Raw genomic sequence first — 25,520 nt, forward strand, 5'->3', positions numbered from 1 at the left:
GTTCAAAAACTGTGTATTTGCAACCGTTTTCATGCTGTAAATATAAGCGCTTTCAAAAATTGATGATCGCTCAAAAACTGTCCGTATACGGTCCTGAGGCGATTCGGTTAGGGTAAGGGTGCACAGCATATTCACCCGGCGAACGGGGGGGAGGTTACGAGGTTCAACTTGATGCCGGGAGCGGCAATAAGCCGCAGCGAAGTTTATGTACATTCTATATGTTGGGGGTTATGCAATGCGTAATAAGTTCATGATTTTCTTGTCGGTGATTACGGTATTGGCACTTGTACTCTCCGGATGCAGCGGTTCCGGCTCCAATTCCGGCAACGGCGGCGGGGATACGAACGGATCCACTTCGGGGGATGCAGGCGGCAGCGGCGGTAAAGTTAAATTAACGGCTATCATGGTCAAGCACCCTCTCACGAAACCGCTCGCACAAATGGAATGGCTGAAGAAAGCGGAGGATGCCGCAGGTGTTGAAATCGAGTGGCAGGAGATTACCGCCGACTGGGGACAGAAGAAAGGTACAATGCTTGCCAGCGGCGATATTCCGGATTTGTTTGTCGGAGCCAATGTTATTACGGACGCTGATTTTGCACAATTCTCAGGTCTGTTCCAGGATTTGACCGAATTGCTGCCGAAGGCTCCGAATGTCCAGGCGATGTTCGAAGAGAAGCCGGAAACGAAAGTTATTGCAACGCAGCCGGACGGAAAAATTTACGGCCTGCCCAAATACCAAAGATTCTGGCCTGCCTCTGCAACAAGACAATACATTAATCAAAAGTGGCTGGACAATCTGGGGTTAAAGATGCCCACAACCTGGGATGAATTATATGATGTACTCGTCGCTTTTAAAGAAAAGGACGCTAACGGAAACGGCGATCCGAACGATGAGATCCCGATGGATTGGCCTGGCGGCATTGGAGGATACTTCAATCCGGCCGTTCTACTCGGGAGCGAGGGTATTACTTTAACGGATGGAAGCGGCAATGGTTATTTTGTTGAAGACGGTAAAGTGAAGAACTTCCTGATCGACGAGCGCTATAAAAATCTGGTTGTCTTCCTAAACAAACTGTATAAAGCCGGTTTGATCAACCCTGAAGTATTTACTCATGATTACACGAAATACCAATCAGTCGCCCGCGGAACGGGAGATACGGCGAAGGTCGGCTTTACGTGGGGCTGGGTAGCATCGGACAGATTCGGCGAGCAGCTTGCACCGCAATATACGTCGATGTCGCCGTTAACGGTCGATTCTACGACGAAAGCTTCCTGGAGCTATGATTACAATTCATTAAATTATGGTTCCAACATGGTTGTCATGTCGGCCAAAACGAAAAATAAAGAAGCTGCCATAAGATTTATCAATGAATTGTATAACCCTAAAGTGAGCATGCAGGTGTTATTCGGTTCAATCGGCCCGAACATTAAGGATAATGGAGACGGCACTTACAGTGTACTGCCGCCGAGTGATCCGAAGATGGATCCGGGAACATGGAAGTGGACATCAACAATGGCTGATGCAGGACCTATGTATATTGCCGATTCGTTAAATTTGAAGCTGGGCAAAGATATGCAGGAGGTTCTCACGCAGTCGGAACCGCTGAAGAACGCTTTGGAGGTAGACCCGAAGAAAGATGTATTCCCGGGCATGTTCATCAAGTATACGACTCAGGACAACAACACAATGAGCCTTAACAACACGAACGTGATGAATCTGGCCAATACCAGATTTGCGAAGTGGGTCATTAAAGGCGGAGTTGAATCCGAGTGGGACAACTATGTGAAAGAGAATCAAAAAGCCGGCTTGGAACAAAACATTGAAATCATGCAAAAATACTACGACGACTACATGAGCAAAAATTAAATCAAGTGCCGGAAGATGCTGCCGCCGTCCTTAAAGACGGCAGAGCATCTTCCTTAAATCGCCTAAGCTTACGGAGCAAGGTTTCGCCTGCGATTCTTGCTCCGTAAGCTTAGGGCTCAACACTACTTTTTAGGAGAATGCCTATGAGCTCTCAAACGATTGAGATTGGCGGCAATAAGGACGCAGCCGGAGTTCGGTCCGCGAAGAAGCCGACGGTTATTAACACGTTCAAGCGGGACTATCAGTTGTGGATCATGATATTTCCGGCAATTGCCGTTATCTTCATATTTAATTACATCCCGCTGTATGGCGTTCAACTGGCTTTCCGGGATTATGACTTCAGCAAAGGGATTACCGGAGGAGAATGGCGGGGACTATATTACTTTGACCAATTTATTAACAGCTATTTGTTTGCCGATTTAATGAAGAATACATTTTTCATCAGTCTTGCAACGATTATCATCGGTTTTCCCGCGCCTATTATACTGGCGCTTATCCTGAATCAGATCCGAAGGAAAAAGTTAAAGCAAATCATGCAAACCACCGTGTATTTACCTCACTTTATTTCGATCATTGTACTGGTGGGAATGCTGAATGTCCTGTTATCGCCGGAAACGGGCATTGTCGGATATTTGATGAAGTCCGGCGGAATGGGCGATATTAATCTGCTCGCTTCGACCACTTCATTTATCCCAGTATATGTGCTCTCCGACATCTGGCAGCATTGCGGGTGGAACAGCATTATCTATCTGGCTGCGCTTTCGACTGTCGATCCGCTATTGTATGATTCCGCGAAAATGGACGGCGCCAGCAGGTGGCAAACGATACGTTATGTAGACATACCGGCTATCGTTCCGACGATGATTATTTTGTTTATTCTCAGCATGGGCGGGATACTCGGCACAGGCTTTGAAAAAGTCTTTCTGATGCAAAATTCATTGAATCTCCCTGTATCGGAGGTTATTGCAACGTACGTTTACAAGATCGGCATTATGTCGAACCAGTTCAGTTACGCTGCAGCAATCGGTTTGTTCAATACGGTCATTAATTTTATTTTCCTGTTTGCCGTGAATGCCATTGCAAAGAGAGCTTCAAACATGAGTTTGTTCTAAACGGCTGTCGAAAGAGGGAATGGCTATGGGTATGAGTATAAGAGGTAAAAGTCCCAGTGAAATTATGTTCAGCATCTTTATGTTCGTGGTTTGCACGTTCATGTTTCTTATCGTTGCATATCCATTGTACTTTATCATCATAGCGTCGATCAGCGATTCCCAGCTCGTATCGACAGGAAAGGTTTTTCTGATACCGAAAGGAATCAGCCTCTTCGGATACAAGGAAATATTTCAGGATCCGAGAATTTGGACCGGGTATAGAAACACTATGACGTACACGATTCTGGGTACATTTGTGAATTTATTATTTACCTTGCCGGCTGCCTATGTACTATCCAGACGGGAATTTCGGGCAAGACGGTTTATTATGTTCTTCTTCGTCGTGACCTTGTTTTTCAACGGAGGCCTGATTCCGACTTACTTATTGATGAAGGGGCTGCATCTGACTAACACGATAGGGGTTTTTATTTTTCCATTCGCTGTGAATGTTTTTTATCTGATCATCGCACGAACGTTTTTTGAAACTTCTTTGCCCTCCGAATTGTATGAGGCGGCGGCGATAGACGGCTGTTCTCATTTCAAATTTTTCATACAAGTGGCCATGCCGTTGTCCAAAGCGCTTATATCCGTAATCGGACTTTATTATCTGGTCGGACATTGGAACGATTTCTTCACAGCTTTAATTTATATCCGAAGCAATGAATTGCAGCCGCTGCAGATTATATTAAGGGATATTCTATTATCGAATCAGGTATTTGCCAGCGGTGCAGGCGTGGGCGGAGATGCGGGAGGCTATGCGCAGAGATACGCAGACCAGATCAAGTACGGCGTCATCATCGTATCGACATTGCCGATTTTAGTGCTATACCCATTTCTGCAGAAATACTTTGAGAAAGGCGTTATGATCGGCTCGGTCAAAGGCTGATTGGCTAATAGTGTATACATCAGTTCCAATATGGTAAGTCTGATGCCGGTGATGAGAGGATGTTTGCATTTCAGTATGAAAGGGGCCCACCGGCCCCTTTTCCTGCTGTTAAGGCCCTTCAAATTCAGAAACGCTGTCCATCTTCAGTTCACGGGAGCTTTCACGGCTTTATTATGTTAAATTGATCGTCCAGCAGCTCCCAGTTTTGCGGGAATGGTTCCCCAAGCACCCAATAAGCAACCCCATGAAGCCGATATTGCTTTACAAGGTTGAATTTAGCCTGCATGCTCTGTTCATTTTCAAACCAGACAACGTGATTTTTCCCGTTATCGTCCGTGTAATTGAAATAAGGGGCCTGTGACGTGTTGTCGAAATTGACTTTTGCACCCTCCTTGACCGCTAAATCCGCCGCCTCCTGCGGTGCGGCTCTTTTTGCAAAAGGGCCGCCTTTTATATAAGGCAAGGTCCAATCATATCCGTAAAGAGGAGCTCCCATCACAATTTTATTGCGCGGAATGACCGACACGGCGTAATCAAGCACCTGCCGGACCTGCGGAATAGGAGACACCGCCATCGGCGGGCCGCCGGACCACCCCCATTCGTAGGTCATCAGAATGACAAAATCGGTGAGCTCGCCGTGTCTTTTGTAATCATGGGCGCCGTGCCACGGTCCGGTTTGCTCATCGCTCGTTTTCGGAGCCAATGCCGTGGAAACTTTGTAACCCGCTTTTCTTACCTGGGGAATAATGGTCTCCAGAAAACCGTTATACAACCCGCGATCTTTCGCGCGTATATGTTCGAAGTCGATATTCAATGCTTTGTAGCCATTATCTTTCATTGTTTGGAGAACATTTTGAATCAGCCTTTTGGAGGCTGCTTTATCCGTGAATATGGTGTAAGCAACATCCGGTGAGAAGTTTCCTTCTGTAAAATTGGTGATGACCATCATAGGAGCAGCGCCTGTTTTTCGCGTTGCCGCAAGAGCCTCTTCAGCCTTGAAGGGGTAGAAGCTGCCATCGGCTTTCACGCGGTAACTGAAAAAAGCAATGTAGGATAAATGTTTCCCTACGTCATTTACATCGGACACGGCTTTACGGGCATCGACCGGTTCAAGAAACCCAATGGTATGAGTTGGAGTTTTTCCGTAATTCGTTTCGAACGGCCGGATTTCTTTCGGTTTATTATCGTTCGTCTTGATTTGCTGGACACGAGGATGAGGATTTGTAACGTCCTTACGCTCTTCTGTACCTTGTTTTTGAGCATTTCCGGCACATCCTGTAAAGGTCAAGGTAAGGGAGAGCATGAGGAGTAACAATTTTTTCATAATAAGAACAGCTCCTCTTGTTTTTTTGTATTTTTCCAATTCAAGAGAAGGATTATCCGGAATGTTCATTCTTATCCAAAATGCAAGCGAACACAGAGGGAATAGGAAGTTAAGCGATTGAATATGATGTCGATGAGTCTCATAAATTCGTACAGGTAAGTTGGCAGCCTGCATAGGAGCGTGATGTCCGGTTGGATCCTTTAATCCCAACGTCACTTCCCCCTTATGAAATGGTTGAAATTATCAGAAACGGGCTCATTAAGACAAGGTTTCCGAAAACAATCATTATTGCAGGAGCAGGTCTGGCAGGTCTGGTCGCTGGTTCTTTGCTGAAGGATGCGGGTCACAGCGTGAAGATCATTGAGGCCAACACTCGGGTTGGAGGGCGGGTATACACCCTGAGGGCGCCGTTTACCGCCGGATTATATCTGGATGTGGGCGCAATGCGCATTCCCGATTCTCATTATCTGGTACTCGAGTACATTCGGAAATTCGGCTTATCCATTGGGTCGTTTATTAACGAAACGCCTGAGGACACCATTTATGTGAACGGGATCAGGACCTGGCTGAAAAGCTACCGGAGCCAGCCGGATATACTGAATTATCCGGTAGCTCAGCACGAAAGAGGGAAGACCGCGCAGGAGCTGCTGAATATTGCGGTAGAGCCCATCCTTGAATTTATCAAGAAAGATCCTGGCCGACATTGGCCTCTGATTGAGAAAGAGTTCGATAAATATTCGATGTATACATTTTTGAAGTATCGCCCTCATCTGTTTGGGGCTCCTCTTTCGGAAGGGGCCATTGAAATGATCGGAGTACTGCTTGGCTCGGAAGGATACATGGAACAGTCCTTCCTGGACATTTTGCGATTTTTGAACACTTTGCGGGCGAATCGCTTTTACCAGATATCAGGGGGCAACGATTTGCTGCCCCGAGCCTTTCTTCCCAAGCTGCATGAAAATATCATGTTTGAGCAAAAAATGACGAAGATTGTCCTGCATCAAGGCGGAGTAACCATCCACTCGTCTCATGAAGGAACTTTGGATACCTGCAGCTTTGCAGGCGATCTAGCAATTGTTGCTATTCCTTTTACCGTGATGAGATTTGTGGAGGTGGAACCGCGCAATTCTTTCTCGCACAACAAATGGAAAGCGATACGCGGGCTGCACTACGTGATAGATACCAAAATCGGGATCGAGTTCAAAAGCAGGTTCTGGGAAAGGGCCGGGCAAAAGGGCGGAAGGGCTATTACAGACCTTCCGATAAGGTTTACTTATTATCCAAGCCACGGGATCGGAACGCCGGGTCCGGCTGTCATTCTGGCAAGTTATACGCTTGGGGACGATGTAATGTCCTGGGATGGCCTGCCGAACGAAGAGCGCGTTCGTTACGCCTTAAAGAACCTAGCTGTCATTCACGGGGATATTGTTTATCGTGAGTTTGTGAGAGGCACTTCCTTCAGCTGGGCCCAAAATCCGTACTCCTGCGGAGAATGGGCCATGTTCAAGCCGGGACAGCAAACCGAGCTTTACCCCTATATTGCAGCTCCGGAAGGGAATGTTCACTTCGCCGGGGAACATACAACGCTTACCCACGGCTGGATGGAGGGGGCCATTGAGTCCGGCATCCGTGCTGCCGTTGAAGTAAATGACCGCCCAAAACCAAGATGAAGCCCTTCCTCGCGGAAGGGCTCTTCTTTTCCAATCCCGCTTATACCCCTACAGTCATGCCGCTCTGAGAAGATTCGCCCTCCAGCTGCTGTGCCGCCTCGGCGTTCCGGATATATTTGCGCCCTCTCCATCTTATGAGAGTCAGGATCCCGCGTACATATTCGTCTGCGATCATGCAGCAGTAAATGCCGATCAGCCCGAAGCCCCACTCAATGCCCAGCAAGTAAGAGCAGCCGGTAGCGACCAGCCACATCGAAGTTAAAGACGTATACATGGTGAACCTTGTGTCGCCTACGGCATAAAGAGAGCTTCCAAGAGCCATATTCAGCATCTTCCCAGGCTGCAGAATGAGATTTAATCCAAGCAGGGAAACGCACAATGAAATGATTTGCCGGTCGGATGTAAATAGACCAAGCAGTTTCGTACCGAACAGAAACAAGATAAGGGCATTTACGAATACGATTGCAAGGCCAATATAGAGAACCCGGTACGCCCCGGAATAAGCTTCTCTCATTCTTCGCGCCCCGTAGAGGTGGGCGACCCGTATTTGGCCCGCTAATGCGAGCGAATAGCCTAGCATGAAGCAATACGACTCCAGTGTGTTCATATAAGTCCGGGCTGCCAGCTCCTTCGCCCCGAGTGAAGCGAGAAAGGAGAAAATGACCAGCTGGGTGAAGAGAAAGCAGGACATGTTTACGCCAAGAGGCCAGCCGATGCGCATTACGTCTTTGAACAGCTTACGATTAAACAACCGAATGTCCGCGATTCCAACCTTGCGACTAAAGGTGTTGAGAAATATTGTTATAAGGACAAGGGCTCCGATTAACCGGCTTATCAAGGTGGAAATCGACACTCCTGTAAGTCCCCACTCAGGGAAGCCGAAGGCCCCGTAAATAAAAGCGTAATTCAACAGCACATGAATGACATTGATCCCGACCGCCGTATACATAGGCCCTCTTGTATTCCCGGTGTTGCGTATTACAGTGCTGAGTGTGGCTGTCAACGAGGTAAGAACCATACCCCCGCCGCTGATGGAAATGTAAATATCCGAGAGCGGCAGAAGATCATCGGGCAATTGAAGCAGCCTGGCTATAGCCCGCGGCTGAGTACAAAGCAGGATTGTTATAAGTAGACCGATCAGCGTGCTTGCTTTTACCGCCATAACGGCGATCGTCCGGGCTTCCTCTTCACGCTTGGCGCCGATTTTTTGGGCGATCAATATGCCCGCTCCTCCCGCAACCGTCATGAACAGAGTGGTCAACGCGTTAAACAGCTGGTTGGACAATCCGACAACCGCCACGGCATCGTCGGAAATATGGCTGACCATCCATGTATCCACCGTGCCGAGCAAAGTCTGCAGAAACAGTTCAATGAAAATCGGCCACGCAAGCATCCACAGCGTGTATTTGTTTTTATCGGGATTGACCATAGGATTTTCCTGCTCTCCATGAAATGTTCGCTGAACCGCATTAACGGTTCGTGTACACAGAACCGAATGCGAAATTAACGCATTAACGGTTGTGTACACAGAACCGAATGCGAAATTAACGCATTAACGGTTCGTGTACACACAGAACCGAATGCGATATTCACGTATTAACGGTTCGTGTACACACAGAACCGAATGCGAAATTCACGCATTAACGGTTCGTGTACACACAGAACCGAATGCGAAATTAACGCATTAACGGTTCGTGTACACAGAACCGAATGCGGTATTCACGCATTAACGGTTCGTGTACACAGAACCGAATGCGAAATTAACGCATTAACGGTTCGTGTACACAGAACCGAATGCGAAATTAACGCATTAACGGTTCGTGTGTGATGAATCAAATTATAGATGCTATAATGTTAAACATGTATCAGTATTGGAACTTAAACTTTCAATTTTGAAACCTTTTGCAAGCGGAAGGAATGAGTCGATGGACTTGATTCAATTAACCGTGCCGCCCATGCCGCATTACATGATGAGCGGACTTACGGAATATAGTCCGGGGAACAGACACGTAAGCCGAAGCAACATTCAGGTGTTCGATTTGCTGTTTGTTCTGCAAGGATGTCTGTTCATTGGGGAGGAAGATCGTCATTATGAGGTATCCGAGGGTTGCGCCTTGATTCTTCGGCCGGACTGCTATCACTATGCAACGGAAAGCTGCAGGGAGCGCACTTCCTATTATTGGCTCCATTTCCAGACGACGGGGAGATGGTCGGCCTCGGAAATCATGCTTCCTCTGCACCGCCCGGATAACGATGAGGACCGGTCTTGGCTCACGCGTTCCTTCTCCACGCAAACCTTCCAGTTCCAAGTGCCGCAGTTCGCCAAGCTGCTGCAGCCGGACAAGCTGGAAGACACACTCGGGCAGCTTGTTCAGCTGCAGCAAAGCGATCACTTAAGCGGAATCCGGTGGAAGCAGCAAATGCTTTTTCAGGAAACGCTTCAGCATCTGTCCGCATCCATCGAATCGCAAGGTTCATCGCCAAGAGTTGCCTGCGCCGAGCAGGCTGCGGCCTATTTGCGCAGCCATTACCGTGATGAAGTGAGCGCCAAGGCGCTGGGAGAGAGCCTTAATTTCCATCCCGTTTATATTGCCCGCTGCATGCAAAAGGAGTTCGGTTGTTCACCGGTGCAGTATGTGCTGCGGTACCGTATCGAGCAAGCCAAGCTGCTGCTGCTGCAAACCGACTATACGATCGCGCGCATTGCCGAAGAGGTTGGTTTTAATCAAGCCGCGTATTTTACATCATGCTTCTCTAAGTATGAACGAATATCACCGCGTAAGTACCGGCAGCGTTTTGCACATGGATAATGTATCCTGTCGAGTGTATTTGACGGCGGCGGTTCTTTGCATTATGTTTGAAATCAGATATGTACAAGCTAAGGGGGATACCGGGTTGGAACGAAGGTTCGTTAAGCAATCGAGATGCTACAAAACCGCACGGATTTTCCCGACGGACGTCAATAATCATAATACGCTGTTCGGCGGAAAGCTGATGTCCTACATCGACGATATCGCATCGATCGCGGCCTCGAAGCACTGCCGCTACTCCGTAGTGACGGCATCGACGGACTCCGTCGACTTCCTCTCACCGATCCGTCCTACGGATTCGGTCTGTCTGGAGTCCTTCGTGACATGGACCGGCACGACCTCGATGGAGGTTTTCGTCAAAGTATTAACGGAAGACCTGAGAACGAGCGAACGCAAAATAGCGGCTACATCATTCCTCACCTTCGTCGCAAAGGACGATAATAATAAGCCGGTCCGCGTGCCCCAAGTCATTCCGGAAACGGAAGAGGAGAAGAAGCTGCACGAAACGGCAGTCCAACGGGCCGAAATGAGGAAGCAAAGAAGGCTCGAGAGCGAGAAATTTGCGAATTATTTAACCATTCATTTTCCGTGGGAATAAACCAAATGGTCATCCGAGACAATCGGATGACCGTTTTTTTATATCGGCTTGCCAAATGATTATATGAGCAATATTAATTATGACTATTGCCATTATTAAGCCAATATACTTATAATGTAATCGAAATTCCTTATTTCTATCGCCATGAGGTGAGGTGAGATTGTGTGAAGCAAGAAGAGAGATTAGATCAGATTGCAGAAATACTGAGCCGGCAATCGCTCCTCACCGTCCAGGATATTTGCGAGTTGTTTCATGTATCGAGGGATACGGCAAGAAGGGATCTTGTTCTGCTTGAGGAGCAGGGCAGAATCACGAGGACTCGCGGCGGGGCTGTGTCGCCGAAGGTTCGCAGCTTCAGCAGCAGGCACCTCGATAATGAGCTTACGAAGAAAAAGATCGCCCGCGCAGCTTCCTCTTACATACAAGAGGGAGATGTTATTTTTATGGATTCCTCTACAACCGTATCTTACCTGTCCGAATTTATCTCGGATATGAAGCTGACGGTCATCACTGCTTCCCTGCATATTGCCCAGAGTCTCGCTCGGATGAAGCATGTTGAGGTTTATTTGCCGGGGGGCAAACTGAATAAGGAGGAACACTTTGTACAAGGCTCTATGGTGATCAAGATGCTGGAGCTGTTTCGGGCCGATCTGGCCCTGCTTGGAACCTGCGGCATACACGAAGGAGAAGTAGTCGTAATTGACGCGGAGGATTGCCTGGTCAAGCAGCAAATGATTTCCCGGTCGGAGAAAGTGCTGTTGCTAACCGACCACTCCAAAGTCGGGTTAAAGATGCCCTTCTGCGTAAGCCCGCTTAAAGATATTGATGTGCTCATTACCGATTCGGACACAGGGGAGAATCGATTAGGCTTGTCCCGTCCCAAGCATATCGAATGGGTGTGACTCTGCCACTGCCTTACGGGAAAAGCGCAGAATTTCAGGAGGAGATAAAGGATGAAGGTTTTTTTATGGATCGGCTGTTTTTCCTATTTGCTGATCGGCTTGGCACACGTTGTAATGGGATCGGTTCTGGAAGAGCTGCTGCAGCATTTCCACAGAGATTACAGTGATGGCGGTCAGCTGATATTTGCCCAGTTCGCCGGATTTCTGGTCGGCGTCCTGACCGCTCCCTTGTGGTCCAAACGGCTTGGCCGACGGGGGTTGTTATTGCTCGCCTTCGGGACATTGACCGTCGGCGAAGCCGTCTACAGCTTTCTGCCCTCGTGGAATTGGATGATGGCGGCTGCGCCGGTTGCCGGGTTCGGCTTCGGTACCGTGGAAGCCGCTATCGGTGCTCTTGTGATGGAATACTTTAAAGAAAACAAGGCAATAGCGATGAGCCGGCTGGAGGTTTTCTTCGGCATCGGGGCTTTCGTTATGCCTCTGACAGGCAGTTTGCTTATTTCGATGGGGGCATGGAAAATGTCGTTCCCCATCTTGACCGTTTTGTCCCTGGCAATGCTTCTGCTCTGGTCGTTTACCTCTTTCGGATCGATGAATGCCGTATTGGCCAGACGGGACACAAGTCAAGAGGCGGCGTCCTCCCAGACCTATGAAAGAACGCCGCGGCGCGGTTTGCCGATCCTTGCGTTCATGTTGGTGTTTTTTGTCTTATATGTGGGCATCGAGATGAGCCTGGTGAATTTTCTCCCTTCGGTCCTCATTGAACATATCGGTACGAACAGCGCATTTGGAACCTTAGGAGTCACTTTTTTCTGGATGGCTATGGTTATCGGGCGGTTTTTTTCTGGGATTTTGGCTCAAAAATGGGGGTACGGAAGGTATCTGGTTATTACCGGCTTTGGGTCGCTGCTTTTTCTTGCCATATTACCGGTCATGACCGGACTTGCCGGGAGCTATATCATAATTTTGTTGCTGGGACTTCTGATGGCGGGAATATTCGCAATGGCGCTCGTGTTCACGACCCATGTCCTGCCTGGCACCGAAGAGCGGACAACAAGCCTGCTTATCGCAGCCGGAGGCCTTGGAGGCGCACTGCTGCCGCTGTTAACCGGCGAGATCATGGATCGTTACCGATCGGTATTCACGATATGGACGCTTGCCGCGTTAATGGCAGTCATGATGGCTATGCTCTTATACGCGATCCGTTACTCGAGAAGAGCTCATTTAGGGGTTGCTGTCTGTCCAACCGAAGCGCGATAAGCGGTTGGGCTTGGTTGCCCTTTGTTTTTAAATGCCTGGCTGAACCCATGAATAGAAGGATATCCAAGCGAATAGGCGATTTGCAGTATTGTTAAATTCGTAAAGCGGAGCAGACTTTTGGTCTTTTCCATTTCTTCAAGCTAAAGGGCGCCCCGCGGATGTAACCGCCATGGGCGCCCTTTAACAGCGCATCAAACGCCGCAGCCTGCCATAAGCGTCAGCCTTACGGCAAGTTTCTCCCGCGGGAGCTTCTATACAAGGCGTACCACTCTTCACGCGACAGGCGCAGCTCATTTGCGTCCTTACAGGCGCGGATTCGCTCTGTGTTGATCGTTCCGATCACCGGCTGTATACCCGCCGGATGAGTCATCAGCCACGCCAGCACGATTGCCTCGGCAGTCGTGCTTTTCTCATTCGCCAGCTGCTGGACCAGCTTAGCGGTGTTCACAATGGATTCGCTTTCACTTTCGAGTGAGCGGCCGGAGTACCTGCCCTGTGCCAAAGGACCCCAGGATTGCAGCTGGATATTCTCAAGGCGGCAGAATTCCATCGTGCCTTCCGGGAATACATTGTCCCGCGCGGTCTCCTGATTCACGCTGACGGCGGTGTCGACGAAACCGAGCTTAAGCAAGCTCATCTCGAGCTGGTTGGCGACGAACGGCTCGTCGCAGTAAGCCTGGAGCAGCTTGATCTGGCCTTGACTCATATTCGATACGCCGAAGTGACGCACCTTGCCGCTTTCCTTCAAACGGCGCAGCGCGCTTGCCACTTCCTCGGGTTCGATAAGCGGATCGGGTCGGTGCAGCAGCAATATATCGAGATAGTCGATGTCAAGGCGCTCTAATATGGCGTCGACGCTGTTCAGAATATGCACTTCGGAAAAATCGAAGCGGTGCGGGTTCGTATCATCTGCAAAGCGGATTCCGCATTTGGATTGAATGATGATTTGCTCGCGAAGTCCCGGGCGCTCCTTTAATACCTTGGCGAATACGCGCTCGGCTTTGCCGGAGGTATATATGTCGGCATGATCAAACATATTGATGCCGATCTGCAGAGCCGCTTCGACCGCTTCGCGGCCTTCCTTGTAATGCTCTTCCGTAATCGGGCTCTGGTCCCAGCCGCCGCCCATTCGCATGCAGCCCAGAACAAGCTGGCTTGCGTTAATGCCGCGATTTTGAAGTGGAATCGTTTTCATTTATTTGCCTCCGTCCGTCTGTGTTTAAAAAAAGGTTCATGCTTATTATAATTCCAGACGGTTCATCATTAAAAGTAGTGAAATTTATGATATGTAATTATACAAAGTATATTTAGTATACCGGAGTATATAAAAGAGCTTTGAAGTTCGAGCCGGCCACCGCATCATTTGTATAGATTGAACAAAATGATGGAACTCCCTCCCTTTATGTTGCGATCTCGACCTTCCACCAGGAAATGATTCCAACCAATCTGGTACAATACCAGACATCAATACCGGCGGCGTCGCCAATCTGTCATAATTCCGGACAATTGTCCGTTTTTTTGCGGAAAGGACGCTTTTGCAGATGCGTTTATTTGTTTTCCTGCTATAATAGATAATAAGGTGTTTTCACGACGGAGCGGCAAAGGAGAATTGCGATGAACGAGGCTCAGTTGGTAATGTTATCGAGGCAGGGCGATCAACTCGCATTTAATCAGTTGGTGGAGCTGTACAAGGATAAGATCTTCAATATGGCGCACCGGATCCTCCGCAGCAAGACGGAATGCGAGGATGTCGTACAGGAAACGTTTCTCAAGGTATATTTGAACTTGAACCGCTTCGACGAGGAAAAACGATTTTCCCCGTGGATTTTTCACATTGGCAAAAACATCTGCCTGGACCTGCTTCGCCGCAGGAAGGCCCCTTCGCTGCCGCTCGATCAGCCCGTCGTCGCCCGTTCCGATCAGAAGCTGTCACTGCATGAGGTTATCCCGAACACCGGACCGAGTCCGGAAGGAGAAGTAATCGAACGGGAGCTTTCCTCCAAGATGGCCGAGATGATCGATAAGCTGCCCGCGAAGTACAAGAACGTTGTATATCAGCGCTACGTGCTGGAGATGTCGATGGAAGACATCAGCCGGGCGAACAATATACCGGTAAATACCGTCAAATCGCGGATTCACCGGGGGAAAGATTTCATGAAGAAAAGATGGGGCAAGACGCTGCTTATTTACTCCATTCTGTTGTTTGGTTTCTTCTGAAATCGCCTTCTGAATTGTAATATCGGGTAAGCATAAAAACAAACGCCTCTTTTTAAAGAAATGGACTCAAATCCATTGCTTTGAAAAGGGGCGTTTCTTTGGGAATAGCATATTAATTTCGGTCTATACCCAACAATATCATAAATCCTGTAACGGATAGCATTTGCTTTAGCGATTCGTACGGCAGATCATATCACCCATCGATTGAAATAAGGGTCGAAGTCGCCGTTTTCGTACACTGTGTGATACCGTCGTTTCATTGCCTGTGGTATGCTTTGTTTACATTAGGCTTACCAAGGAGGATGGGTATATGAGCGGTATTGCCAAGACCCCGCAGCCACCTTACTATGCTGTGATTTTCACCTCGGAACGGAAGGAAGGAGATAATGGCTACGGCAGCATGGCAGTGAGAATGGAAGAGCTTGCTTCCCGGCAGCCCGGTTTTTTAGGCGTGGAAAGCGCGCGTGATCAGAACGGATTAGGCATTACCGTCTCGTATTGGGAATCCCTTGAGGCGATAAGAAACTGGAAGGATCATGCCTCCCATAAAGCGGCCCAAGATAAAGGGCGAACAGACTGGTACGAGAGATACGGCTTGCGGGTAACGAAAGTAGAGCGGGATTATTTCTTTGAAATATAGGGTTTACTTTAATTTATTATGTTCCGGCGCCAGCACCATGCAGGCGCTTTTTTTGCTGTCTGCGGAAAATATATCCTTCATTGTAACTTCATCTGGGCGTGATACTCTTACCTCAGTTGAAGTCTCATAATAACACGGAGGTGGAGGCTGAGCTCTTGGAACAATGGGAAATAAAAAACTTGCAGCGGGAATGCTGAGTCTGGCGCTGCTGCTGACAGATGCGGTGCGAAGGCAGAGGATTCGGCCGCAGCTCAAGGAAATTCGGATAAGAAAACGGCGTAATTCATAATGCAGCGGTTTAATCCGGGAAATTTCAGAAGGGCGGGTAATCAGGGATGAGAAAATGGTGGCTGCTGGGTATCGGCGTTCTGCTTGTCACTTCTGCCGTTATCTATTATTTCAAGCTGGGAACGAAGGATGAGGTTGCGGCGGCGGCGGCGGTCACGACCACTCAGGTGCGCAAAGGGACCATAGAAGTGAGCGTCAGCGGCACAGGAAGCATCGCACCTGCCGAGAAGGAGAGCGTCAAGTCCTCCGGAAAGCAGGGCACGATCGGACAGGTAAATGTCGCAGAAGGCGACAAAGTGAAGAAAGGCGCCGTCCTCGCAACGATAGAGGGTGAAGACAATACGGATAAAATCAAGTCCGCAGAGGTGGATTTGGAGAAGAAGCTGCTGCAGCTTCAGAGCACGCAGGAGCAGTTGAAAAGCGCAGCCGACGATCAAAGCATACAAAATATAAAGCTGAACCTAGAGCAGCAGCAGCTTGATATCGACCAATCCAGAGAAACAATTGCAGAACTGAAGACAGCTGAAGCAGGCAGCACGATCGTCGCACCGGTCGGAGGTAACGTGACAGCGGTCTCCGTCGCCGATGGAGATTCACTGGGCGGTGCGTCCGACCTGTTTGAAATTGCCGATTACGATCATCTTAATATCGTGGTCAGTATTGACGAGCTGGATATTTCACAAGTGAAGCTCGGACAGACGGCAGCGATATCAGTCGATGCGATTACCGGTAAGACGTATGCGGGTAAAGTCGTCAAAATCGCCGATGAGGGGACGTCGAGCAATGGTGTCGCATCTTTCGATGTAACGATTTCGCTTAGCAGCATAGAAGGCTTGAAACCCGGCATGACAGCCGAAGCGAGCATTGAAGTTGAGAAGAAGGACAACGTGCTCATGCTGCCGATCGATGCAGTCCAGTCCTTTGGCAGCAGATACATGGTATTCCTGCCTGCCGGCAGCGAGACAACAGGTCAAACAGGAGCTGGGACAAGCGGTCAAAACAGCGGCCAAAACAGCGACCAAAACAGCGGTCTAACAGGCTCCCAGACCGGCGGTCAAGCAGGGCCCGGGTCCGGCAATCAGTCAGGAGGCCGAACAGGCAATGGCACTGGATACGGCGGTTCATCAGGTAATGGAGGGTATCAATTTGGCAGCGGGTCCAGGCGAACCGGTGACCGTAGTGCAAGCCGGTTCGGCGGCGGTGTTCCTCATGTCATTCAGGTAGGGATACACAATGAAGACTATATTGAAATTGTCTCGGGCTTAAATGAAGGCGACAGTGTAATTGTGCCGACTGTCACAGCGACCACTACCGCTGCCGGTCAACAGCAGGGCGCCGGTGGCTTCAGAGCAGGGGGCTTAGGCGGGTTTGGCGGCGGAGGATTCGGAGGCGGAGGCTTCGGAGGCGGACAGAGAAGCGGCAACACGCAGCGTTCCAGTAATTCAAGCGCACCAGGCGGTTCGAATAGCGGAGGAGGAGGAGGGCGGTAATGGAAGCGATACGAGAACCGTTACGAGAGCCGTTAATCCTCATCGACACCCTGTCCAAAGAGTATAAGATGGGCGGCGAGACCGTTCACGCGCTGAGTGATATTTCACTACGCGTTGAGCACGGGGATTTTATTGCAATCGTCGGCCCGTCCGGCTCAGGCAAATCGACCTTGATGAACGTCATCGGCTGTCTCGACGCTCCCAGCTCGGGAAGCTATTGGCTTGACGGAGAAGAAGTGAGCAGGCTGCGCGAGAGCAAGCTTGCCGAAATCCGCAACCGCAAGATAGGATTTATTTTTCAAGGCTTCAACCTGCTTAACAAGCTGTCAGCTCTCGAGAATGTCGAGCTGCCTCTCATTTACCGGGGCATTCCGGCCAAGGAGCGCAGGGATCAAGCGGTCGAAGCGCTCCGCAAGGTAGGGCTCGAAGAGCGTGTCCGGCATAAGCCAAGCGAGCTGTCGGGCGGACAGCAGCAGCGCGTAGCGATCGCAAGGGCTCTGGCCGGCAATCCGCCTATCCTGCTTGCGGATGAACCTACCGGCGCGCTTGATACCCGCACAGGCGCGGAAGTAATGGGACTTATGAAGCAATTGAATCATCAGGGACACACCATCGTGCTTATTACGCATGATCCATCGATTTCGCAACAAGCCTCCCGGGTAGTCCGCATTCAGGATGGACAAATCGACGAGGAAGGCGGTGAGAGACGTGAACGTCAGCCAAGCCTTCAAAATGGCGGTTAAAAGCATATTGGCGAACAAAATGAGATCGCTGCTCACAATGCTCGGCATTATAATCGGCGTTGCGGCCGTAATCGCCCTTGTCGGAGTCGGCCAAGGTACGACGAAGAACGTAACCGACCAGGTGCAGAGTCTCGGCACCAATTTGCTCACGGTCAATATAACCGGACGTGGTTCGAAGACGACGCTGGACTACAAGGAAGCGGATGAGATCACCAACAATAGCGATATCGAATACGCCGCGCCGGTCAATCAGCAGAGCGGCTCCGCCAAGAACGGGTTGAAAAGCGTCGATGTAAGCGTCGTCGGAACGACTGCCGATTATCTGGATGTGAAAGAATATACGCTGGCAGCCGGAAGGTTCATTTCGCAAATCGACCTTGACTATTATCAGAAAATTGCCGTTCTCGGCTCAACGACGGCAACTGATCTGTTCGGCACGGCTAATGCGGTCGGACAGACGTTTCTCATCAATGGCGTCCGTTATAAAGTAGTCGGGGTACTGGCGTCCAAAGGTAGCTCGCTCACCGGATCGAACGACGAAGTCGTCATAATTCCGATTACAACTTCCGAACGTCTGTTCAAATCCAAAGGCGTCAAGACAATCAACGTGCAAGTGGCGTCGCCGGATCAAATGAACAAAGTAATGGGCGAGCTTGTGACCGAGCTGAACAAGAAATTCCGCGGCGATACGAACAGCTACCGAGTATTCAACCAGCAGGACCTGCTCAATTCCTTCAGCAGCATTTCGAATACGCTGTCGCTTGCACTCGGCGGGGTGGCGGCCATATCGCTGCTTGTCGGCGGTATCGGAATCATGAATATTATGCTCGTGTCAGTCACGGAGCGGACCAGAGAGATCGGAATCCGCAAAGCGATCGGCGCCAAGAAAAAGGATATTCTGGTTCAGTTCCTTATCGAGGCTATCGCTCTCAGCGGCATCGGCGGCCTCCTCGGAGTCGGAATAGGGGTCGGGACAGCGCAGTTTTTGTCCAAGGCGATGAGCATGACCGTCGTTTTATCGCTGCCGATCATCGGCTTGGCATTCGGATTCTCGGTCTTTATCGGCGTTGTCTTTGGACTGTTCCCGGCGAACAAAGCGTCCAGTCTGAGGCCGATTGAAGCTCTAAGGTTTGAATAGCGGTTTGCCCGCAGAGTGCGCACGTTCACCGTGTGCATTCTTTTTTGTGCGCTTTTTCGATACGTAATAACCCGATTATTTTATTTACGATGACCGGTTTGTCGGCTAAAGTAAGCTAATAAGCTACTATTTTTCTATCGAGAGGTGCGAATATGAAGTCCAAATATGTGTATACGCCGCCTAAGAACGGCTATCCCGAGTGGAATAACAATCCCGAAATCTTTGAACTGAACCGGATGAAAGCGCACGCTACACTCATCCCCTTCGATACTGTTCAGGAAGCTCTCAAAGGAGACCGGGCATCCTCGCGCAGCTGTTTGTCGCTGAACGGCACATGGAAGTTCGCTTTTGCCGAAACGCCCGACAAACGTATCGCAGGCTTCTATGAAGAAGGCTACGACTGCGGAGGCTGGGACGAAATACCGGTTCCTTCGCATTGGCAGCTCCAGGGCTACGACTACCCCCAATATACGAATGTCCGTTATCCCTGGGAGGAGACGGAGGAGCTGATGCCTCCGTTCGCGCCGACTAAATATAACCCGGTCGGTTCGTATGTAAGGACGTTTTCCGTGCCTGAGAATTGGCAGGGTCAGCCGGTATTTATCAGCTTTCAGGGCGTTGAATCCGCCTTCTATGTTTGGGTGAACGGCGAGCTTGTCGGTTACAGCGAGGATACGTTCACACCGGCCGAATTCGATCTGACTCCATATTTGCGCGAGGGCGATAATAAGCTGGCTGTTGAAGTGTACCGCTGGTGCGACGCAAGCTGGCTCGAGGACCAGGATTTTTGGCGGATGAGCGGCATATTCCGCGATGTCTATCTATATACGACACCGAAGGTGCATCTGTACGATTTCTTCGCCACGACGGAGCTGGATGAAGCTTACGAGGATGCGAGTCTTAAGATAAAGGCGAACGTAACGAACTATTTCGAAGACAAGCTCGGTACGGTAACCGTCGAAGCCCAACTGTACGACCGGGACCTGCAGCCGGTACTGGCGCACCCGATTGTGATGACGGCGCCGCTGGACGGTGCAGCCCAGGCCGGGATTGAAGGGGCTCAAGACGTGAGAAGCCCGCTCAAATGGAGCGCCGAGCAGCCGAACTTGTATACGCTTGTACTCAGCTTGAAGGATGAAGCGGGTGAACTGCTTGAAGCGGTAAGCTGCCGAATCGGTTTCCGTAAATTCGAGCTGAAGGACGGCCTTATGCTTATTAACGGAAAGCGAATTGTCTTCAAAGGTGTCAACAGGCATGAATTTTCCTGTCACACCGGACGGGCGATAGGTTTTGAGGACATGGTGACGGACGTCAAACTGATGAAAGCTTATAATATCAATGCCGTTCGCACATCGCATTACCCGAACCATCCGCTCTGGTACGACTTGTGCGACGAATACGGTTTATACGTCATCGATGAGACGAATATCGAGACGCACGGCAGCTGGAATTACGGACAGAAGGAGCTGGGCGAGAAGACTGTACCGGGCAGCCGCCCGGAGTGGACCGCAAATGTGCTCGACCGGGCCAATTCGATGCTGCAGCGCGACAAGAACCACCCGTCCGTCATCATTTGGTCGCTCGGGAACGAGTCATTCGGCGGTGACAACTTTATCAAGATGCACGACTTTTTGCGGGAGGCAGACCCGTCAAGACTCGTTCATTATGAAGGAGTCACGATGTGGCGGGATTCGGATGCGGCTACGGACATGGAAAGCCATATGTATTCGAAACCGGCGAAGATCGAAGAATACGCACGCAGCAATCCGGCAAAGCCGTTCATTCTGTGCGAATACAGCCATGCGATGGGCAACTCCTGCGGAGGGCTGCATCTTTATTGCGAGCTGTTCGACCGCTATCCGGTTCTGCAGGGCGGCTTTATCTGGGACTGGATCGACCAGGCAATCTGGACAAAGAACGATGACGGCATCTCGTATATGGCCTATGGCGGTGACTTCGGCGAGAAGCCGCATGACGGCAACTTCTGCGGGAACGGAATTATATTCGCAGACCGCAGCGTATCGCCGAAAATCTATGAAGTGAAAAAATGCTACCAGAACGTAACGTTCTCCGAAGTCAATCTCGCCGAGGGAGTTCTGACGGTAGAGAATAAATTTCTATTCACCAACCTGGGAGAATATGAGCTCAAGTGGACGCTTGCCGTCGATGGCGTCGTCACGGATAAAGGCAGTCTTACAGCGGCAATCGCTCCGGGTGATTCGCAGCAAGTCACCATCCCGCTCCCGGTTCTGAGCGGTGCGGAAGGCGAGGCTGTACTGACGGTCGGCTTCTTTACAAAGCAGGCGACCGCTTGGGCCGAGGCGGGACACGAAGTCGCGTTCGAACAGTTCCTGCTTCCTCCTGCAGAGCATCGCGCGCAGGCAGTCCGTATCCTGGGGAGTCCGGCTGTGCAGGTGTCGGAAGAACAGGCTGTCTTGAGCATTACAGGCGAGCAGTTCGCCGTCAGCTTCGATAAGGCGACTGGTAACCTCGTCTCCTTCGCCGCCAACGGCAAGGAGCTGCTGAAAGCCCCGCCGGCTCCGAACTTCTGGCGGGCGTACACGGATAACGACCGCGGCAATAAGCAGCATGAGCGCTGCGCCACCTGGCGCTCGGCCGGAGTGGAGCGCCGCTTGCGCCAGCTCACGTGGGAAGTGCTGCCGGACCGGGTGGTCGTGCAAGCAAGCTACCTGCTGCCGACGACGAAGGCTTCGAGCTGCGATGTCACATATACCGTGCGGGGCAGCGGCGAAATCGATATTTACCAGCAGCTTACGCCGGGCGGAAACGGGGATCTGCCGGAAATTCCGGAGATTGGCATGATGTTCGTCCTGGATCGGTCCTTCGACACGATCGAATGGTACGGTAAAGGACCGCACGAATCGTATTGGGACCGCCAGACGGGCGCCAAGCTGGGCTTTTACAGCGCGAAGGTCGAGGACCAGTTCGTGCCTTACATCCGGCCGCAGGAATGCGGCAACAAGATGGAAGTCCGGCGGGCGGCTGTTACGAATGCAGACGGCGCCGGACTGCTTATAACAGGTTTGCCGGTGTTTGAGCTGAATGCCCTCCCGTATACTCCGTTTGAACTCGAAGCGCACGACCATGTGTATAAGCTGCCGGAGAGCGACAAGACGGTAATCCGCATCAATCACAGGCAAATGGGCGTTGGCGGTGACGATAGCTGGGGCGCGCTTCCTCACCAGCAGTATTTGCTGCAGGCGAACAAGCCGTATGCATTTGGATTCACGATTAAAGGTATCTGATGGAGTGAAAATCAAAGACGGTTTTGCTTTCAGCTTAAGCTGGGCAAAGCCGTCTTTATCTTCAGTCAGATGCCTCGGCAGGGCACCGGGGATGAGTTGGCAGCTTTGAATTTTATCAGCCCGGATAGAACGCAAGCGCAACAAAAAAAGCAAACCGAAGCATTAGCTCCGAACGGTCTGCTTATTTATATTGATATTACTAGTTATCTATAATGACCTTCTGGCCTTCTTCCAGGCCTTTGATTACTTCGACTTCCGTTGTTGTTGTCAGTCCTGCCTGTACGTCAAGCTCTTTCACGCGGCCGCCCTCCAGAACTTGTACGGTGGTCCGGCCCAGAAAGGAGCGCAAGCTGGCCCGCGGGATGATAAGCACATTGTCCCTCTTCTCGATAAACAGCTTGATATCGGCTGTTTCGCCTATTTTAAGCGCCGGCCTGGGCTGGTTAAGCGAAATGATAAGAGATTTCGCATTCTGCCTTTGAATCTTCTCATCAGTGGTTTTCGGCGCGGTGGACGGGGTCTGTGCGACTTTCCCTTTATATAATTTGTCGTCGATTTCGACCTCTACGTCCGTACCCTGCTTGACAGCGGCAATATTCCGAATATCCGTTGACTCATAAATAAGATTGACCGTGTTCGGGTCGGAGATGACTGCAATGTTTACATTAGCGGCTACCGGCTCGCTCGGGTCGAGTGTGTTAACATACGTTACGACGCCGTTAATGGGCGATAGCAATAACGATTTCCGGTATTGCTTCTCCAACGAATCAAGAACAAGCTTCTCCCGGTCCAGATCGATTTGAGAGAGGCGAAGGTCGGTTTTGCCGGCCGCTTTCGATATGGCCCCTGTATACCTGATTTGCTTCTGCTCTACGGCAAGCCGCTGGAGCTTTATGCGAGTGGTGAGATCCCCTGTATCAAGCTCGGCGATAGGCGAACCGGCTTTTACGGAATCACCTTCCTGAACGAACATTTTTTTTACCCGGCCGCCGGACTCGGAGAACGAGACGGATGCGTTGCTGCCGGATACAGCCGTTGCTACAGCTTTTAAGTACTTTTCGATATTTCCTTTTCTTACCGGAGTAGTTTCGTAGGATTCCTCTTTCTTCTGCTGGACAGGCGGCTGAAGCGTTTCTTCTTCTTCCGGAAGAAGCGAGCATCCGCTGAGCAAACAAACGGCCAAGCATGCCGCCGCGGCGCGACGGACAAAAGAACGCTGAAAATGAGTATGATGAATAATCCGCAATTGTTTTCCCCCCATAAATCCGCACATTCGGACAAGACAAGCCATATGCCTATCCAAAGCATAACGGTCAAATAAAGGAGTGTCAACGTTTTCATTTCCAGTTATTAGAGGGATGGCATTTTGAATTGCACAATCAACCGAAAGATGTTAGTTTTAGGAAAAACCTGCCCTGAATGCAGGGCTCCGGATTGAAACATCGTATTAGGAGGTTCTCCCGTGCTGCGTCGGTTTGTTTCTTATTATAACCCTTACAAAAAGCTGTTTCTACTTGATTTCGGATGCGCAGTTATGGCTGCCCTCATCGAGCTAAGCTTCCCAATGGCGGTCCAGTGGATGGTCGATAATCTGCTTCCCTCCCGCAATTGGCCGCTGATCGTTTGGGCGGGAATCGGGCTGCTCGCCTTATATTTGTTCAGTATGGGGCTGCAGTTTATCGTCAATTACTGGGGCCACAAGCTCGGCATCAATATAGAGACGGACATGCGCCAGCAGCTGTTCACTCATGTTCAGAAGCTCTCGTTCCGGTTCTTCGATAATCATAAAACCGGGCACCTGATGTCAAGAATGACGAATGATTTGTTTGAAATCGGGGAAATGGCCCATCATGGTCCCGAGGATCTGTTCATTGCGCTTATGACGTTTGCGGGCGCATTCGGCATCATGTGGACGGTGAACAGCCAGCTTGCCCTGATTACGTTTCTGGTGGTACCCGTTCTGGTCTGGATTATCGTTTTCTTCAACATGCGGCTCAGCAAAGCGGCGACAGGCATGTTTGAGCGGATCGCGGATGTGAACAGCAGGGTGGAAGACAGCGTCTCGGGCATTCGCGTCGTACAGTCTTTTACGAATGAAGACTATGAGCTGCGCCGTTTTCGGGAAAACAACCACCGGTTCAGATTATCCAAGCTGCAGTCTTATCTTGCAATTTCCTACAGCTCCTCTTCGATCTATATGCTGACAAGGCTCATCTCTCTGATCGTCCTCATTTGCGGCGCTTGGTATACGTATCAGGGCCAGCTTACGAACGGACAGCTGGTCGCATTTCTTTTGTATGTGAATATTTTTCTTAAACCGATCGATAAGATCAATACGCTTATGGAGTCTTATCCCAAAGGGATGGCCGGCTTCAAGCGTTTCTGCGAGCTGCTGGATACGGAGCCTGATGTGAAGGATGCGCCTGGAGCAATCGAAGCGAGCCCGCTGCGCGGCGATATTACGTTCAAGGATGTAAAATTCAGCTATGAAGGACATTCTGATGTGCTGACGGGCGTCAACCTCAGCATTCGTTCCGGCGAAACGATCGCTCTGGTAGGACCCTCGGGGGCCGGGAAATCGACGCTGTGCAGTCTTATTCCGCGGTTCTATGAGGTGGACGGAGGAGATATAGAGATCGACGGCCGCAATATCCGCAGCATGACGATGCGCTCGCTTCGCTCTCAAATCGGTATTGTGCAGCAGGATGTATTTCTGTTCGCCGGCACGATTCGCGACAATATTGCATACGGCAAGCTCGGCGCAAGCGAGGAAGATATCAGAGATGCGGCGGGCAGAGCGCATCTGCTTGAGATGATCGACGCACTTCCGGATGGATTGGATACCGTAATCGGCGAGCGGGGGCTGAAGCTGTCGGGCGGTCAGCGGCAGAGGCTTGCGATCGCCCGCATGTTTTTGAAAAATCCTCCGATTCTCATACTTGACGAAGCGACATCGGCGCTCGATACGGAGACGGAGTCGATTATCCAGCAGGCGCTGGCCGAGCTTGCACACAACAGGACTACGCTGATTATTGCTCACAGACTGGCGACAATCCGCCATGCGGACCGGATTATCGTTGTTGCAGAAGACGGAATCGCCGAGTCCGGCAAGCATGATGAGCTGCTTGCGGCCGGCGGCATATACGCCAGACTTCACCGTTCCCAGTTCGGAGCGGTCGCGACGTAAGCGGCTGACGGCGCCCGTATATAGCGACACTGTGAAAATGGCAGCAGCGCGGCCAAAGAATCGTTGTCACCGTTGGCATGATA

General features: G+C 50.5%; 20 protein-coding genes. 16 read left to right on the top strand and 4 right to left on the bottom strand.

The window, feature by feature from the left end; translation table 11 throughout:
* The first annotated feature begins 235 nt into the window (after nucleotides 1–235).
* The 3 genes from KZ483_RS06830 (at nucleotide 236) to KZ483_RS06840 (ending at nucleotide 3,904) form a co-directional block, all read left to right on the top strand.
* Complete coding sequence (locus KZ483_RS06830) at nucleotides 236–1,867, top strand: ABC transporter substrate-binding protein (protein WP_220351930.1); 1,632 nt, start codon at nucleotides 236–238, stop codon at nucleotides 1,865–1,867.
* A 254-nt stretch (nucleotides 1,868–2,121) separates the two neighbouring features.
* A complete protein-coding gene (locus KZ483_RS06835) occupies nucleotides 2,122–2,979 on the top strand; it encodes an ABC transporter permease (protein ID WP_258881710.1) in 858 nt (285 codons plus the stop codon).
* Nucleotides 2,980–3,010: 31 nt separating this feature from the next.
* Nucleotides 3,011–3,904: a carbohydrate ABC transporter permease gene (locus KZ483_RS06840; protein WP_220353303.1), complete on the top strand. Its 894-nt coding sequence runs from the start codon at nucleotides 3,011–3,013 to the stop codon at nucleotides 3,902–3,904.
* Nucleotides 3,905–4,064: 160 nt separating this feature from the next.
* On the opposite strand, the gene KZ483_RS06845 is transcribed toward KZ483_RS06840, so the two are convergent.
* Complete coding sequence (locus tag KZ483_RS06845) at nucleotides 4,065–5,228, bottom strand: glycosyl hydrolase family 18 protein (RefSeq protein ID WP_220351932.1); 1,164 nt, start codon at nucleotides 5,226–5,228, stop codon at nucleotides 4,065–4,067.
* Nucleotides 5,229–5,458: 230 nt separating this feature from the next.
* Here KZ483_RS06845 and KZ483_RS06850 point away from each other — a divergent pair, with 230 nt between their 5' ends.
* Entirely contained in the window at nucleotides 5,459–6,898 is a 1,440-nt protein-coding gene (locus KZ483_RS06850; protein WP_220353304.1) for a flavin monoamine oxidase family protein, read from the top strand.
* 40 nt (nucleotides 6,899–6,938) lie between these two features.
* On the opposite strand, the gene KZ483_RS06855 is transcribed toward KZ483_RS06850, so the two are convergent.
* On the bottom strand, nucleotides 6,939–8,327 hold the full coding sequence (locus tag KZ483_RS06855) for an MATE family efflux transporter (protein ID WP_220351933.1): 1,389 nt from the start codon (nucleotides 8,325–8,327) through the stop codon (nucleotides 6,939–6,941).
* 496 nt (nucleotides 8,328–8,823) lie between these two features.
* Between KZ483_RS06855 and KZ483_RS06860 the strand changes: the two genes are divergently transcribed.
* From KZ483_RS06860 to KZ483_RS06875, 4 genes are all read left to right on the top strand, one after another.
* Complete coding sequence (locus tag KZ483_RS06860) at nucleotides 8,824–9,708, top strand: AraC family transcriptional regulator (RefSeq protein WP_220351934.1); 885 nt, start codon at nucleotides 8,824–8,826, stop codon at nucleotides 9,706–9,708.
* Between the two features lie 43 nt (nucleotides 9,709–9,751).
* A complete protein-coding gene (locus KZ483_RS06865) occupies nucleotides 9,752–10,306 on the top strand; it encodes an acyl-CoA thioesterase (RefSeq protein WP_397376159.1) in 555 nt (184 codons plus the stop codon).
* A gap of 164 nt (nucleotides 10,307–10,470) precedes the next feature.
* Nucleotides 10,471–11,208, top strand: a complete 738-nt coding sequence (locus KZ483_RS06870; protein ID WP_220351935.1) for a DeoR/GlpR family DNA-binding transcription regulator — start codon at nucleotides 10,471–10,473, stop codon at nucleotides 11,206–11,208.
* A 51-nt stretch (nucleotides 11,209–11,259) separates the two neighbouring features.
* Nucleotides 11,260–12,468 carry an MFS transporter gene (locus tag KZ483_RS06875; protein ID WP_220351936.1) on the top strand — a complete coding sequence of 403 codons (1,209 nt, stop codon included), beginning with the start codon at nucleotides 11,260–11,262 and terminating at the stop codon, nucleotides 12,466–12,468.
* Nucleotides 12,469–12,691: 223 nt separating this feature from the next.
* Here KZ483_RS06875 and KZ483_RS06880 read toward each other — a convergent pair whose 3' ends face one another.
* Nucleotides 12,692–13,663, bottom strand: a complete 972-nt coding sequence (locus KZ483_RS06880) for an aldo/keto reductase (RefSeq protein WP_220351937.1) — start codon at nucleotides 13,661–13,663, stop codon at nucleotides 12,692–12,694.
* A gap of 419 nt (nucleotides 13,664–14,082) precedes the next feature.
* On the opposite strand from KZ483_RS06880, the gene KZ483_RS06885 reads away from it, so the two are divergent.
* The 7 genes from KZ483_RS06885 to KZ483_RS06910 all read left to right on the top strand — a co-directional run bounded on the left by KZ483_RS06885 (nucleotide 14,083) and on the right by KZ483_RS06910 (nucleotide 22,250).
* Nucleotides 14,083–14,685 carry a sigma-70 family RNA polymerase sigma factor gene (locus KZ483_RS06885; protein WP_220351938.1) on the top strand — a complete coding sequence of 201 codons (603 nt, stop codon included), beginning with the start codon at nucleotides 14,083–14,085 and terminating at the stop codon, nucleotides 14,683–14,685.
* A 310-nt stretch (nucleotides 14,686–14,995) separates the two neighbouring features.
* Nucleotides 14,996–15,325, top strand: a complete 330-nt coding sequence (locus KZ483_RS06890; RefSeq protein ID WP_220351939.1) for an antibiotic biosynthesis monooxygenase family protein — start codon at nucleotides 14,996–14,998, stop codon at nucleotides 15,323–15,325.
* Between the two features lie 163 nt (nucleotides 15,326–15,488).
* Nucleotides 15,489–15,614 carry a hypothetical protein gene (locus tag KZ483_RS28350; protein ID WP_258881568.1) on the top strand — a complete coding sequence of 42 codons (126 nt, stop codon included), beginning with the start codon at nucleotides 15,489–15,491 and terminating at the stop codon, nucleotides 15,612–15,614.
* A gap of 46 nt (nucleotides 15,615–15,660) precedes the next feature.
* Complete coding sequence (locus KZ483_RS06895; RefSeq protein WP_220351940.1) at nucleotides 15,661–17,103, top strand: efflux RND transporter periplasmic adaptor subunit; 1,443 nt, start codon at nucleotides 15,661–15,663, stop codon at nucleotides 17,101–17,103.
* Nucleotides 17,103–17,846: an ABC transporter ATP-binding protein gene (locus tag KZ483_RS06900; RefSeq protein WP_220351941.1), complete on the top strand. Its 744-nt coding sequence runs from the start codon at nucleotides 17,103–17,105 to the stop codon at nucleotides 17,844–17,846. Before KZ483_RS06895 ends, KZ483_RS06900 begins: the two co-directional genes overlap by 1 nt.
* Nucleotides 17,779–18,984, top strand: a complete 1,206-nt coding sequence (locus KZ483_RS06905) for an ABC transporter permease (protein WP_258881569.1) — start codon at nucleotides 17,779–17,781, stop codon at nucleotides 18,982–18,984. The genes KZ483_RS06900 and KZ483_RS06905 overlap by 68 nt, the downstream gene beginning before the upstream one ends.
* Before the next feature lie 152 nt (nucleotides 18,985–19,136).
* A complete protein-coding gene (locus tag KZ483_RS06910) occupies nucleotides 19,137–22,250 on the top strand; it encodes a beta-galactosidase, LacZ type (RefSeq protein ID WP_220351942.1) in 3,114 nt (1,037 codons plus the stop codon).
* A 199-nt stretch (nucleotides 22,251–22,449) separates the two neighbouring features.
* Here the strand turns inward: KZ483_RS06910 and KZ483_RS06915 are convergent, their stop codons facing one another.
* Nucleotides 22,450–23,511, bottom strand: coding sequence for an efflux RND transporter periplasmic adaptor subunit (locus tag KZ483_RS06915; protein WP_220351943.1), 1,062 nt, complete (start codon nucleotides 23,509–23,511; stop codon nucleotides 22,450–22,452).
* A 201-nt stretch (nucleotides 23,512–23,712) separates the two neighbouring features.
* On the opposite strand from KZ483_RS06915, the gene KZ483_RS06920 reads away from it, so the two are divergent.
* Complete coding sequence (locus KZ483_RS06920; protein WP_220351944.1) at nucleotides 23,713–25,437, top strand: ABC transporter ATP-binding protein; 1,725 nt, start codon at nucleotides 23,713–23,715, stop codon at nucleotides 25,435–25,437.
* The last annotated feature ends 83 nt before the right edge of the window (nucleotides 25,438–25,520 follow it).

The organism is Paenibacillus sp. sptzw28 (genome assembly GCF_019550795.1).
Lineage (GTDB): Bacteria > Bacillota > Bacilli > Paenibacillales > Paenibacillaceae > Paenibacillus_Z.